Here is a 13437-nt window from a genome sequence, read left to right as displayed (position 1 = left end):
CACTGTTTTGTAGTCCTTTTGCATTAATGGTATAAGTAGTTTAGATTTTTTGAGAGTTGATTACCTGCTTTCTATTATTGACAGTATATAATCAACCCTTTTTTTTATGTCTAATTTTGGGACTTCGATTAATTGGTAGCCACAGTCATTGTAGGTGTTTTTTGTTGTTTCGTAAGTGTCTATTGCTTCTTGGAAGGTTTGCTTGCGTTCGGTATCTGTTTGGTAAATTTCTTTCCAAGGTGGTAGGATAAATACAATAGGGTTATAGCGGTATTTTTTAACAGCTTTTGTTAGTTGTGAAGGAGGTGGTAATTTAATTAGTTCTGTATAGGCTAGAGTGTCTGGAATTCCTCGGTCAAAAAAAGTGATGTATGTATTCTCTTTGTTTTTGATGTAAGTTTCAACGGAGCGTTTTAGCATTAACAAAGTAAATTTTTCTTTATCAGCCCAAGGTAAGGCATCTCCATTTGACTTTACCTGCTCCTTGATTATGTCACGAGCAACTTCATTTATGCAATTATAATTTCTTCTTTTTAGTTCTTCGATAATAGTTGTTTTACCAGCTCCTGGCCCTCCAGTAATGATAAACAGATGGATTGATTTAATCATTTGAACCTATTTGATTTTTATATAATAATTTTATTGTTTAAGATAAAAGTTAATTGCTCAGCATAGAAGATAAGGGAGTTGTTTTGTAGAATTATTGGCTATTGTATTAATGTGCTTTGATGTGCGTTAATATAAAGACAAAAAAAGTTTTATAATTTTTAAAATGTTTTGTGACTTTTAAAAGGCTTGTTTATGAGTTGTTTAGTTAGTTTTTTGTAGGAGTTAGTTCTAAAAGAATAATTTAAAGTTGCGATTATAGCAATAATAGAATGTTAAATATAATATTGTTTTTTCCTAATTTCAGTAAAAAAGTTTTATATTGGAAAAAAAATAAAAAAACCAATTTATGATAAAATCTATTGGTAAAAATTACTTTACAAGTATTTATATATTAAAAAAATGAAACAATTACTTCAGTGGACAATTATTATTCCAATACTTTCCTGGGTTCTCTTTTTTAGCGGACTTGTCGATAACAGCAGCATTTTTCAAGTAGTAGCAAGTATACTACTAATCCTCAGTGTTATGTCGGCAGTACATCATTCTGAGATAATAGCAGAAAGAGTGGGGGAACCCTATGGGACCATTATTCTGGCTATATCAATAACAGTTATTGAGGTTTCAATTATTATATCGTTAATGATGTCAGAGGGTTCTGCCGCAGCTTCGCTTGCTAGAGATACTGTGTTTGCGGCGACAATGCTTATTCTTAATGGTATTATTGGATTGTGTCTTTTAATTGGTGGTTTGAAACATTATGAACAGAATTTCTCTGTTTCTTCAGTAACCATTGGATTGGTATCTTTGGTTTCGATTATAGTATTTACATTAGTGTTTCCTACTTTTACCGAAAGCGTTTCGGGGTCTTATTATTCAGTGCCGCAATTGGTTTTTGCTTCTGCAGCCTGTCTTATTATTTATTCTTCTTTTCTATTTGCACAAACTAGTAGATACCGACAATATTTCCTCACAGTTGGAGATGATGAAAATGAAGATGCAGCTCAGCCTATAATTATTAATAATAAGGTTTTTTTTACTAGCCTTACTTTTCTTATTGTGAGTTTGGGTATTGTTGTATTATTGGCAAAAACTCTTTCACCTACAATTGAGAGTATTATTGTTAGTTATAGTCTGCCAAAAACCTTGGTAGGGGTTGTAATTGCGGCAATTATTTTATTGCCTGAAGCAATTGCGGCTATTATAGCAGCAAGAAAAAATAGACTCCAAACTAGTTTGAATTTAGCCTTGGGTTCTGCTTTGGCAAGTATTGGATTAACTATTCCTAGTGTTGCAGCAGTTTGTATTATGATGGATATGCCTATTATTTTAGGGCTTGATATAAAGTCAATTGTTCTGTTGGCTTTGTCAGTGTTTACTGTAATGTTGTCATTAAGTAAAGGGAAGTCTAATATTGTTTATGGAGTAGTGCTTCTGGTCAATTTGTTTGCTTTCGTATTCCTTATGATATATCCTTGATAGTAAATAAAAACATGTAATTTTAATGGTCATTGTTAGTTAAGGCAAAAAAAGATGTTTCTTATGTTTGTCCAGCGGAATATTGATTTATGAAGTTTAGTTAAGAGTAAGGAATCAAAATCATAGGTAAAATATAAAAGGATATATGATTATCAGAGAAGCAAAAATCGAGGATATAAAGCAAATTCAAGTAGTAAGAAATTCGGTAACAGAAAATACTTTGTCTGATCCTAGATTGGTAACAGATAAAGATTGCGAGGATTTTATAATAATAAGAGGAAAAGGTTGGGTTTGTGAAATTAACAATGAGGTTGTTGGTTTTTCGATTGTAGATATGAATGACAATAATATTTGGGCATTATTTTTAAAACCAGAGTTTGAAAAAAGGGGAATTGGAAAACAACTTCATAATGTTATGCTTGACTGGTATTTTGAGCAAACAAAGGTTAGTGTTTGGCTAGGAACCTCTCCAAATACAAGAGCTGAGTTATTTTATAGAAAAATGGGTTGGACAGAAATAGGTAAACATGGCAAGGGTGAAATTAAGTTTGAAATGACTTATGAAGCTTGGATCAAGTAAGGGTAAGGCATAAGAAACTCCTTAAGAAATTAAGGAGTTTCTTAGTGGGGTATTAGGGACTGTAAACGAACACTCAATCCCAATTATGACTTTTTCTAAAATATTAAATGAAAAATATTTTGCTATTAAAACTTCTACAACGAAAATAATAATAGCATGAAATCTTTGTTGTTAGTAGTACTAATTGATTGGCTATTTTTGAATTTTCAAAGTCTTTAGATACTCAAAATTGACTTTCTAAATTTGAAAAATAGGGCAAAATACAAAAGCGATAAAATTTCATTAAAAAAATGAATCTAACTATTTGTTATTTTTCAAGGAAGCAATAGTTTGCTCAATTGTAGCTAAGCGATTTTCAAGAAAAATTTCTCTTGAATTCATGCCGTACTGAATAACGTGTTCAATTTTCCAAATACAAATAACATCTTTAGCTGAAAGAGCTAAATCTACTACGCCATGATGGTCTGCTTTTAAAACAAAGTGATCATCAACCTTGAAAAATTTTCTAAATAAGAGTTCATTTTGAGTAAGTGCTATAACGAAGGTTTTATCGTCAATAGCAAACTTGTCACATTCAGCACCAATAACAATATCTTTTGGAAAAAATTCCATCGATCCACCAGTCATAGACAAATCATCCACTGAAAATGCCATGCGATTGGTATTGTCAACATTAGGAATCTTAATCACTGGAAATTTTTCTAAATTAATTCCAAACGAAAATCCCTTAATAAAGTAATGTTTGTCGTTTGGTAAAACACAATGAATTCCATCAAAATCTACAATATTAAAAGCGTCACTCTCTACTGTAAGAAGTTCATTAAATTTTAGAAGTCTATTTACCGTTAATTCTTTGATGAGTAACTCTTCTATGCCAATGCTAAAATGGTTAGCAATTTTTATTACTGTTTCTAATTTAGGATTACTCCTGCCTTCTTCATAAGCTCCTAATGTTCCGCGCTTTAAATCAAAAATAGCCGCAAAATCTTGCTGACTCATGCTATAGACACTTCTGATTTTTTTTAAATTTTTCCCAAACATTAATACCATTTTGCTAATTATATTTGCATTTGTAAGATATTTTTGTATTTTTGTTTTTTTTGTATAATTTATTTAGTAAAAATACGACTTTTTGCTAGTTATTTGGGTTAGTAGCGTAGTTATTTTATTTCTTTTCTTACTAAGAAGTAAAAATCAACTTGTTCCTTTTTATTAAATAACCGGTTTTTATCAAATAATTATTTCACATTCTATGAAAGACTATTATGCCTGTGTAAAAGGTTTTCTTCAAAATCTGCAGTTGGATATCAAACATGAGAATCCTAAAGAAGGAATTTTCATTGTTAATAATGAATCTGAAGGTATTTTCCATTTAATTATTTGTGTAGCCTATCCAATTGTAATTTTTGAACAGTTTATTTTTGAAATTAAAGAAGATGGGAATCATGTTTACAAATCACTTTTACAAAAAAACAGAGACATTATCCACGGTGCCTTTGTGCTTGATGATACAGGTCGAAAAGTAATTTTTAGAGACTCGTTGCAAATTGAAAATTTAGACCAAAATGAATTTGAAGCAACCATAAATTCATTGAGTGTTTTATTGAGTGAATATTCAGATCAAATTATTAATTTTTCAAAAAACAGATAATTATGCAATTTTTAAAAAGATTATTCAAAATAGGACAAGCAGAAGTACATTCTGCAATTGACAGCATAGAAGATCCTATCAAAATGACAGAGCAAGGGATTCGTGACATGAAAGAGGACTTGGATCAAAGTTTGGAAGCTTTGGCACAGGTGAAAGCTATGTGTATCCGAGCCAAGAATGAAGTGGAAGAATATGCCAATAAAGGAGAAGATTATAACGAAAAAGCCATGCTTATTTTGAGAAAAGCACAGTCTGGAGGATTGATCTCTGCTGAGGCAGATCGCTTGGCTACTGAAGCTTTGATTAAAAAAGAACAAGCTTTTACAGGGCAAAAAAGAGCTATTGCTGACAAAGAAAAATTTGATCAGAATGTGCTGCAAATGGAATCTAATGTAAAAACCATTAAGCAAAATATTTCCAAATGGGAAAATGAACTAAAAATTTTGCGATCAAGAGTAAAAGTAGCCGATGCAACTAAAAGCCTGAATAAACAAATGGCTCAAATAGACAGTAACGGAACAGTTATCTTATTGGAGCGTATGAAAGAAAAAGTAGCTCAGGAAGAGGCTCTGGCAGAAGCTTACGGCGAAATTGCAGGTAATGCAAAATCAATTGATGAAGAAATTGATAAAGCAATAAATGTTTCAGAAACAAAGGCATTAAGTGAACTTGAAAAATTAAAAGAACAGCTAGGCATTACTGACTCAAAAGAATAACCGAAACCTCAATGAAAGAACTCATAGAAATTTCCTTTTCACCTGTAAACGCTTTTTTCAGTATCATGTCGATAATACTATTGTTGTACTGGATATTGGTAATTCTTGTAGGTATAGATCCTGATCTATTCAGTATTGATTTTGATTCAAGTGATCTCGAAACCGATTTTGATCACTATACAAACGATGTACCTGGTCGTCCGGAAAATTCAGACGGAAATGGTTTCATGAAAGTTTTAGAATATTTCAATTTTGATGAAATACCGCTGATGTTTGTCATGACCATTATCTTTTTTAGCATGTGGTTTATCAGCATTAATGTAACTTATTATTTAGGGATAAGTAGTACGCTTCTTGGTTTTTTACTTTTGATTCCAAATTTTTTGGTAAGTCTTTTTGTTGTTAAAATTTTCAGTAAGCCTCTTTCTTATTTTTACAAACAAGTAAATCATAAAGGAGAACCTGAAATTGATTTTCTAGGCAGAAGATGCATTGTCTTTTCTGCTTTTGATAATTTGAAAACAGGACAAGTTCAGTTAAGTGTCAATGGAGATCCTATTCGGTTATCGGCACGAAGTAATACCTATGAGAAATTAGTTGCTGGACAAGAAGCAGTTATCATCCGTGAAAATAAAGACAAAAAATATTATTACGTCGAAAAATTTGATTATTAAATAACTAATGTTATAACATAACACCCAATAATTTTATTTATTCATAAACTTTTACCCTTTAATTAATATACCAAGAAAATGTTAGGAAACTCTTTACTTATTACAATGATTGCAATAATTGTAGTCATAATTGGCTTACTCGTGTGGATCATTTCGATGTACAAAAAAATTATCCAAGGAAAAGTCATTATTCGAACTGGAGCTGGAGGCACAATAGTTTTTTACAACGCTGGACTGGTTGTACCTGTTTTACACAAAATGGAAATAATGGATATTTCTGTTAAAAAATTAGATGTAGAACGTACAGGTGTCAATGGTTTAATTTGTAAAGACAATATTAGAGCTGATATAAAGGTCACTTTTTTTATAAAAATCAATAAATCAACAACTGATATTATCAATGTAGCGCAAACAATTGGTTGTGAAAGAGCTTCGGAGGTTGAAGTATTACGAACGTTATTTGATGCTAAATTCTCAGAAGCATTAAAAACGGTTGGTAAAAAATTCGATTTTATTGAATTATACGAAGCTAGAAGTGAATTTAGACAAGAAATTATTTCGATAATCGGAACTGATTTAAACGGATATGTATTAGATGATTGTGCGATTGATGACTTAGAACAAACATCTCTGTCTCATTTGAAATCAGATAATATTCTTGATTCCGAAGGTATTAAAAAAATTATCGAGTTGACTGCAGCTCAAAACATCAAATCGAATTTAATTCGCAGAGACGAAGAAAAGACGATTCGTAAACAAGATGTTGAGGCTAGAGAAGCCATTCTGGCACTTGATCGTCAGCTAGCAGAAAAAGAAGAGCAGCAAAAGCGAGAAATAGCTAATATTAGAGCACGCGAAGAAGCAGAAATTTTAAAAGTATCAGAAGAAGAACGATTGAAATCTGAAACAGCAAGAATTAACACTTCTGAAAAAGTAGCTATTGCCGAAGAAAATAAAGATCGATTGGTAATTGTAGCTTTAAAGAACAAACAACGTACTGAAGCTGTTGAGACCGAAAGAGTAGAAAAAGATAGAGAGTTGGAACACACGGAACGCCAACGAATTGTGACCTTAGCGCAAATTGAAAAAGAAAAAGCTGTTGAGATTGAGCGAAAAAATATTCAGGATGTTATTAGAGATCGCGTAGTACTCGAAAAAGGAGTAGTTCAGGAACAAGAAAACATGAAAGACATCGAAGCTTTCAAAACGGCAGATAGACAGAAAAAAGTGGCTATTACTCTAGCCGAAAAAGATAGTGAAGAAATTTTCATTAAAAGAATTAGAGCAGCAGAAGGTGAAAAAGAAGCTGCAAAACAAAGAGCAGAAGAAACTAGTATTGATGCAGAAGCTAAAATGATTGCCAGCGAAAAAGAAGCACAAGCTAGAAAAATTTTGGCAGAGGCAAAAGCAAAAGAGGATGCCACTCTTGGCCTTTCTGAAGCGCAGGTTATGCATGCAAAAGCAGATGCTAACGAACGTCAAGGTATTGTAGATGCTGTTATTGTTGAAAAAATAGCACTTGCTGAAGCTGCAGGAATGAAAGCAAAAGCAATAGCGTCTAAAGACTTTGGATTTGCTGAGGCAGAAGTTATACGCGAAAAAGCCGTTGCTGAGGCTACAGGAATTGAAGAAAAAGCAAATGCAATGAAAAAACTGGACGGTGTTGGAAAAGAGCACGAAGAGTTTAAGCTACGCCTTAACAAAGAACTACAAGTAGATTTAGCACATATAAATATTCAAAAAGATATTGCAGATGCGCAAGCTAATGTTATTGGTGAAGCGCTTAAAGCAGCTAAAATTGATATCGTGGGTGGAGAAACTATGTTCTTTGATCAAATTGTGGGTCAGATTACCAGAGCAAAAGGCTTTGATCGATTAGTTAATAGTTCACAAAACATTACGGAGATTAAAGAAGCTATACTTGGAGAGGGCAACTTAGATCAGGGTAACCTTTTGGAAAAAATAAAAGGATTTGCAGATAAATATGGTATTTCTTCGGAAGACATAAAAAACTTTACTGTTTCTAGTTTACTTATTGAATTACAACGAAAAAGTAACGATGATAGCGAACAAGGGTTATTCTCAAGCCTGATGTCAATGGCTAAAAACCTTGGTTTAGCCAACAAAAAAATAGAGTAACATCAACTCATAATTTCTGCAAGAACGATACATGTTCTTGCAGAATATTTTAAGTCTGATTTAAAAATATCAGGCTTTTTACATTACTTACCACCTACACTTTTATAGTATGAATACACTAGAAGGCGGAACTTACGAAATTATACAAAGTCGTTTAGAAGCTCAAAAAAAAGATTTAATTGAACGCTTAAATTTACTTAATACTGCAAGAAAAGAGATTTTTGGGAGTATTGAGACTAAATTAATAGCGAACAATCGTATCCTTACCGAAAACAATTGTATTTCCAGTGATATTGTTAGTGTGGGCGATTTATGCTTATTTGGTTATAATGTTTATTTTGGACTTCGAACAGAAATTAAAATTGAAGATGTTTTTAGTATTTACAAATATGAAAACGAGGAATTTCAACTTCAAAATCTTGATTTAATTAATAACGAAAATTTCCTTTTTGATTTTTTGAATCTCTATAAGTATTATCGGGATACAGAATTCAGAAAATTTTTCATTTCTGGAAATTACTTGTACATGGTTTTTCAGATAAGTGATCGTACAACAGATATTAAAACCTTTAAATGGTTGATTCGTGAAAACAAATTAGAATATATTGACAATCGTAGCGACCATGAATACAAATTCCCAGAACAACATGATTTTTTTTGGCAAGATACGGCAAGAGAAATGCATAAGTACGGAAAGCACTCCCATATTTCTATTTTAGATAAAGTCTTTGTAGAGACTATTGGAGGGACATTGACTATTAAAATCGAAGATAATACCTCTTCTGGAAAAGGAATTTATGATGAAGAAGTGGCATTTCCGGATCAGACTTTGGATGATGGAAACTATAAATTTGCAGATCTCGGAAACTTAATTGCTTTGCAAATAAAGCCTTTCCAAGAAGAGTCTCGTTATTTTGTTTACAATCATAAATTACAAGAAGTACAGAAGATTGACAGTATAAAAAATGCTGCAATTGTGCTACCTGATAATCATGGTCTGATATTTTCGAATGGTTATTATCTACAAACTGGCGAGTATAAAATATTTGAAAACACACTAGATAATTTATTGTTTCAAGAGCGAATCGCTTCGCCAAATGGTGAAGATTTTGTGTATGTTTTTTATGAAAATAAATATGGTCAATACGTATTGATTTCCTATAATTTAATATCTCACGAGGTAAAAACGCCTATTATATGTAATGGTTTTACCATCCTTCGAAATGGTGAATTATGTTATTTTAAATCTGAAGATGAACAAACCAAAAATCATGTAATTCAAATTTGGCAGACACCTTTTGTTAGAGACGACAATAGTCTGTCAGTACATAAAGATAGCTATATCTATAAAATTGGGAATAAGGACATTGTGAAAGTAATGGCAGATTCAAATTCTATTATTACCCTTCTTAATAAAAATGATGATTATGAAGGATTGTATAGCGATCTGGCAAAACTATCGGAAAATATAATAGACAGTTATTATTGGATTGGAGGTAAAGAAACATTTGAATTAAAAATTCCGCTTCTTGAAATAAAAAACACCGCAAACACGGCAATTGACGAATTTGAAAAAGTCGTTCAATTGCGTTTACATGCGCAAGAAATTAAAGTGGAAACAGGAGCAAAAGCAACCAAATTATTTAGTAACATAAAGTCCTCTCCATTAGATAATATCGATTCTTTTGTAAATAATCTTGCGAGTTTACGTTCGCTTAGAGGAGGAGTTATAAGTTTAAAGGAAGTCCGATATATGGATATTTCCTTTATTGATGAGTTAGAGAAAAATATTGTTGAGCAAACCGAACGAATTTCGCAACATTGCGTAAGCTTTTTATTGGATGAAAGAGCCTTAGCACCGTATCACATTCGAGTAAAAGAGCGTCAGGAAGAAATAGTATCAATTTCAAAAGTAACGGAAGGTAAAAAGTTAGAAAACGAGGTAAATCAGATTACATCTGATCTTGAAATGCTGATCGATATTGTTTCCAATTTAAAAATTGACGATACTTCGCATGCAACGCAAATCATCAATACGATTTCCTTAATTTTTGCGACTTTAAACAAAGTAAAAGTAGAAATTAAAAATAAAATTAATGCTTTGGGAGGTCAGGAGGCAAAAGCGGATTTTGCCGCACAAATGAAATTGATTGACCAAAGTATTGTAAACGCTATTGATCGTGCTAATACACCCGAAAAAATTGCTGAATCGCTCAATAAGATGTCAATTCAAATTGAAGATTTAGAAGCTCGATTTGCAGATTTTGAAGAGTTTATCGAATTAATTATTGAAAAACGAGAAGAGGTTTATACCGCTTTTGAAACCAAGAAAAATAGTTTACTTGAGGCTAGAAATAAAAAAACAATTGCACTTGAAAATGCTTCTAAAAGAATTCTGAAAAGTGTTGCTGCCAAAGCAATGACACTAAATACGGCTGAGGAAATTAATGGGTATTTTGCTGCTGATTTAATGATATCTAAGCTTCGCGATTTAGTGCAGCAATTGCATGATTTGGAAGATGTTGGTAAGGCAGAATCTATTGAAACTGAGTTAAAATCGGCTAAAGAAGATGCTTTGCGAAAACTTAAAGACAAAAATGAATTGTATGAAGATGGCGAAAACATTATCAAACTAGGTAAACATAAATTTGCAGTAAACAAGCAAAATTTAGATTTAACTATCCTTTTTAAGGATGGGAAATTAAACTATCACTTAACAGGAACTGACTTTTATCAACCCTTGAAAAATGATGTTTTAGATGCTGATAAAAAATACTGGACTCAAGATTTAGTTTCTGAAAATAATCAGATTTATAGAGCTTCTTACTTAGCTTATAAAATTTTCAAAAAGTATCCTATAGATGACATGGCTCAGATGACTTTTGATAATTTACAACAAATTGTTGCTGAAGAGACATCCAAAAATTATTTAGAAGGGTACATAAAGGGAGTGCATGATGTAGATGCAGTTAAGATATTAAAAACATTTTTAGAAAAATACCATGCACTGGGAATGCTTCGTTTTGAATCAAAAACACGTGCATTTGCTCAATTATTTTGGAAAACGTTAGCAACGGAAAAGCGTGATGTTTTAAATCAAAAGGTTAAATCAGCTGGCGAAATTTTGGCTGTTTTTCCAAATAGTAGTCAGTTCGAATATTTGTTATCGGAATTGGAAGAAGAAGTAAATTTATTTTTAGAAAAATTTGAGTTTGTCAGGAAATTACAGATTGACGCCAAAGTTATTTCTTCTTATCTTTTTCAAGAGTTAATGAAGGATGACGCTTTTGTTACAAGCCTAAAAGCAAAACAGCTTTTAGAAGATTTTCAAAAATTGCTTGTTGCAAAAAATACCGATCTCAAATTTAAACAAGGTATTGAGAAAGCTAGTGCCGTGATTGATAAAATTCAATTAGCGTTACAATGGGTTTCTTCCTATATCAACGATTCAAAAGCACACGCAGATTTAGAATATGTCTATGAAGTAATTGTATTACTGTTATTTCCACATGAGAGTAATGAATTGATTATTTCAATTGATGCTGATGCTGTAATAACCGATTTATCAGGAGCTCATCCTACAATAAAAGAGGGAAAATTTCATTTTAATTATCATCATTTCTTAAACGAGTTGCAAAATTACTTTGAAAAAGATGTTCCTGAATTTGAAAATTTTAGAAATCAAAGACATCAACTAACGCTTCAGCTAAAAGAGGATTTGAGACTTCATGAATTTGAGCCAAAAGTACTTACTTCTTTTGTAAGAAATAAATTGATTGATCAGGTTTACCTCCCGTTTTTTGGAGATAATTTAGCCAAGCAGCTTGGCAGTGCTGGAGAAAATAGACGTACAGACCGATCAGGAATGCTGTTATTAGTTTCGCCACCAGGTTATGGGAAAACAACTTTAATGGAATATCTCGCTAATAGACTCGGCTTAGTTTTTGTTAAAATTAATGGCCCAGCTTTAGGACATGAAATTACCTCGGTCGATCCAGAATCTGCAACAAATTCTGCTGCTAAAGAAGAATTGAAAAAGCTTAATTTAGCACTTGAGATGGGGAATAACGTCATGCTTTACCTAGATGATATTCAACATTGCAACCCGGAATTTTTGCAGAAATTCATTTCTCTTGCTGATGGAACCAGAAAAATTGAAGGCGTTTACAACGGTAAGTCAAAAACGTACGATATGAAATCTAAGAAATTTTGTGTGGTCATGGCAGGAAACCCATACACCGAAACAGGTGAAAAATTTAGAATACCAGATATGTTGGCCAATAGAGCCGATATTTACAATTTGGGGGATGTTATAGGAAATACATCTGATCTTTTTGAATTAAGTTTGATTGAAAACTCGTTGACTTCACACCCACTCTTAACTCAATTGGTATCAAAAGCTCCGGAAGATTTATACCCATTAATCGAAATGGTAACTTCTGGTAAAAAAGAAGGTTTTGAGTTAAAAGGCAATCATTCTAAACAAGATATTGAAACCTATTTAGCTATTTTAGATAAGGTTATTAAAGTGCGTACTGTGGTGTTAAAATCAAATTCAGCCTATATTGCTTCGGCTGCTATGGAAGATGCTTACCGTGTTGAGCCTCCATTTAAACTTCAAGGTTCATATCGTGATATGAATAAACTGGTTTCTAAAATTGTCCCAATGATGAATGATGCCGAAATTGAGACCGTTTTACTTTCACATTATCAAAACGAAACACAAACATTGACAAGTGCAGCAGAAGCGAATCTTTTGAAATTTAAAGAAATGACAAAAATGCTCAATCCAGAAGAAACCATTAGATGGGAAAATATAAAAGCTACTTTTGTAAAAAACAATAAATTAAAAGCTTTTGGTGATAGTAATAACATGGCACAAGTACTATTGCAAATAACTGAGTTCACGAGTCATATTGAAGGTATTAAAGAGATTTTACAAGAGGGATTGACTAAGTAGGGATTATAACATTCTCTTGAACAATTTTAATGATCCCTTTTGCGCTTGATCCATGATCTATTAGAAGTAAGAATAATTTTTATAAAAAAACTCCTTAATTTCTTAAGGAGTTTCTTGGTGGGCGATGAGGGGTTCGAACCCCCGACCCCCTCGGTGTAAACGAGGTGCTCTGAACCAGCTGAGCTAATCGCCCTATTTTATTAGGTTGCTATCATTTTCTGATTGCGAGTGCAAATATAAGATTGTTTTCTGGATATCCTAGTTTTTTTTAAATTTAGATAAGAATAGTTTTTAATTTGTATTTTATTTTGTGATGTCCTGATTTAAATGTTAGCCTATTAATATCAAATGCACCAGCTAATAAATCATCAAAGTTTTTGGCTACTAGTATGTTATCAATATAAATCTCAAAATAGCATTTAAACGCATGTTGCCTTAAAGCATACATGGGTTCTTTTGGATAATGAGCTATTTGTTTGGCTATCTCTTCTACTAAATTATCGGCGGAAATACTTGGATTTTGCATGATGTTTGCTTTTTCTTGTGAACAAGCCATAAAACTTATTCCAGAATAGATAAACATTAAGAAACAAACTATTCTTATCATCTTAATAAACTTTAAATTCTGTTTC

The 13437-nt window shown here is 32.1% G+C and carries 9 protein-coding genes, 1 tRNA gene and 1 pseudogene; 7 read left to right on the top strand and 4 right to left on the bottom strand.

The features are described 5' to 3' along the window. Window positions 1-60: 60 nt before the first annotated feature. Window positions 61-609: an AAA family ATPase gene (locus IUY40_RS11625; protein WP_195737041.1), complete on the bottom strand. Its 549-nt coding sequence runs from the start codon at window positions 607-609 to the stop codon at window positions 61-63. 399 nt (window positions 610-1008) lie between these two features. Between IUY40_RS11625 and IUY40_RS11620 the strand changes: the two genes are divergently transcribed. Together IUY40_RS11620 and IUY40_RS11615 are read left to right on the top strand one after the other, a co-directional pair. Beyond that, on the top strand, window positions 1009-2085 hold the full coding sequence (locus IUY40_RS11620; RefSeq protein ID WP_195737040.1) for an ionic transporter y4hA: 1077 nt from the start codon (window positions 1009-1011) through the stop codon (window positions 2083-2085). A gap of 145 nt (window positions 2086-2230) precedes the next feature. Then, window positions 2231-2665 carry a GNAT family N-acetyltransferase gene (locus IUY40_RS11615; protein WP_195737039.1) on the top strand — a complete coding sequence of 145 codons (435 nt, stop codon included), beginning with the start codon at window positions 2231-2233 and terminating at the stop codon, window positions 2663-2665. 300 nt (window positions 2666-2965) lie between these two features. On the opposite strand, the gene IUY40_RS11610 is transcribed toward IUY40_RS11615, so the two are convergent. Next, window positions 2966-3706: a helix-turn-helix domain-containing protein gene (locus IUY40_RS11610; protein ID WP_255520468.1), complete on the bottom strand. Its 741-nt coding sequence runs from the start codon at window positions 3704-3706 to the stop codon at window positions 2966-2968. A gap of 211 nt (window positions 3707-3917) precedes the next feature. Here IUY40_RS11610 and IUY40_RS11605 point away from each other — a divergent pair, with 211 nt between their 5' ends. The 5 genes from IUY40_RS11605 (at window position 3918) to IUY40_RS11585 (ending at window position 12805) form a co-directional block, all read left to right on the top strand. Then, window positions 3918-4316: a molecular chaperone Tir gene (locus IUY40_RS11605; RefSeq protein ID WP_195737037.1), complete on the top strand. Its 399-nt coding sequence runs from the start codon at window positions 3918-3920 to the stop codon at window positions 4314-4316. A gap of 2 nt (window positions 4317-4318) precedes the next feature. Next, window positions 4319-5032, top strand: coding sequence for a PspA/IM30 family protein (locus IUY40_RS11600; RefSeq protein WP_195737036.1), 714 nt, complete (start codon window positions 4319-4321; stop codon window positions 5030-5032). Window positions 5033-5043: 11 nt separating this feature from the next. Continuing rightward, window positions 5044-5706: an OB-fold-containig protein gene (locus IUY40_RS11595; protein ID WP_195737035.1), complete on the top strand. Its 663-nt coding sequence runs from the start codon at window positions 5044-5046 to the stop codon at window positions 5704-5706. A gap of 78 nt (window positions 5707-5784) precedes the next feature. Then, window positions 5785-7845 (top strand): flotillin family protein, encoded by a 2061-nt coding sequence (locus IUY40_RS11590; RefSeq protein WP_195737034.1) that lies wholly within the window; start codon window positions 5785-5787, stop codon window positions 7843-7845. Window positions 7846-7954: 109 nt separating this feature from the next. Beyond that, window positions 7955-12805 (top strand): DNA repair ATPase, encoded by a 4851-nt coding sequence (locus IUY40_RS11585; protein WP_195737033.1) that lies wholly within the window; start codon window positions 7955-7957, stop codon window positions 12803-12805. A 115-nt stretch (window positions 12806-12920) separates the two neighbouring features. On the opposite strand, the gene IUY40_RS11580 is transcribed toward IUY40_RS11585, so the two are convergent. Together IUY40_RS11580 and IUY40_RS11575 are read right to left on the bottom strand one after the other, a co-directional pair. Continuing rightward, window positions 12921-12998 (bottom strand) — tRNA-Val (locus IUY40_RS11580). Window positions 12999-13079: 81 nt separating this feature from the next. After that, window positions 13080-13437 (bottom strand): annotated as a pseudogene (locus IUY40_RS11575) (hypothetical protein); the annotation flags it as partial.

The organism is Flavobacterium sp. ALJ2 (genome assembly GCF_015594725.1).
Classification (GTDB): Bacteria; Bacteroidota; Bacteroidia; order Flavobacteriales; family Flavobacteriaceae; genus Flavobacterium.
This window is presented reverse-complemented; position numbering and strand designations above follow the sequence as displayed.

What these genes read in the sequence shown, in the direction of transcription:
- IUY40_RS11625 (WP_195737041.1), bottom strand. Translation starts at nt 609, where the DNA reads ATGATTAAATCAATCCATCTGTTTATCATTACTGGAGGGCCAGGAGCT.
- IUY40_RS11620 (WP_195737040.1), top strand. Translation starts at nt 1,009, where the DNA reads ATGAAACAATTACTTCAGTGGACAATTATTATTCCAATACTTTCCTGG.
- IUY40_RS11615 (WP_195737039.1), top strand. Translation starts at nt 2,231, where the DNA reads ATGATTATCAGAGAAGCAAAAATCGAGGATATAAAGCAAATTCAAGTA.
- IUY40_RS11610 (WP_255520468.1), bottom strand. Translation starts at nt 3,706, where the DNA reads ATGTTTGGGAAAAATTTAAAAAAAATCAGAAGTGTCTATAGCATGAGT.
- IUY40_RS11605 (WP_195737037.1), top strand. Translation starts at nt 3,918, where the DNA reads ATGAAAGACTATTATGCCTGTGTAAAAGGTTTTCTTCAAAATCTGCAG.
- IUY40_RS11600 (WP_195737036.1), top strand. Translation starts at nt 4,319, where the DNA reads ATGCAATTTTTAAAAAGATTATTCAAAATAGGACAAGCAGAAGTACAT.
- IUY40_RS11595 (WP_195737035.1), top strand. Translation starts at nt 5,044, where the DNA reads ATGAAAGAACTCATAGAAATTTCCTTTTCACCTGTAAACGCTTTTTTC.
- IUY40_RS11590 (WP_195737034.1), top strand. Translation starts at nt 5,785, where the DNA reads ATGTTAGGAAACTCTTTACTTATTACAATGATTGCAATAATTGTAGTC.
- IUY40_RS11585 (WP_195737033.1), top strand. Translation starts at nt 7,955, where the DNA reads ATGAATACACTAGAAGGCGGAACTTACGAAATTATACAAAGTCGTTTA.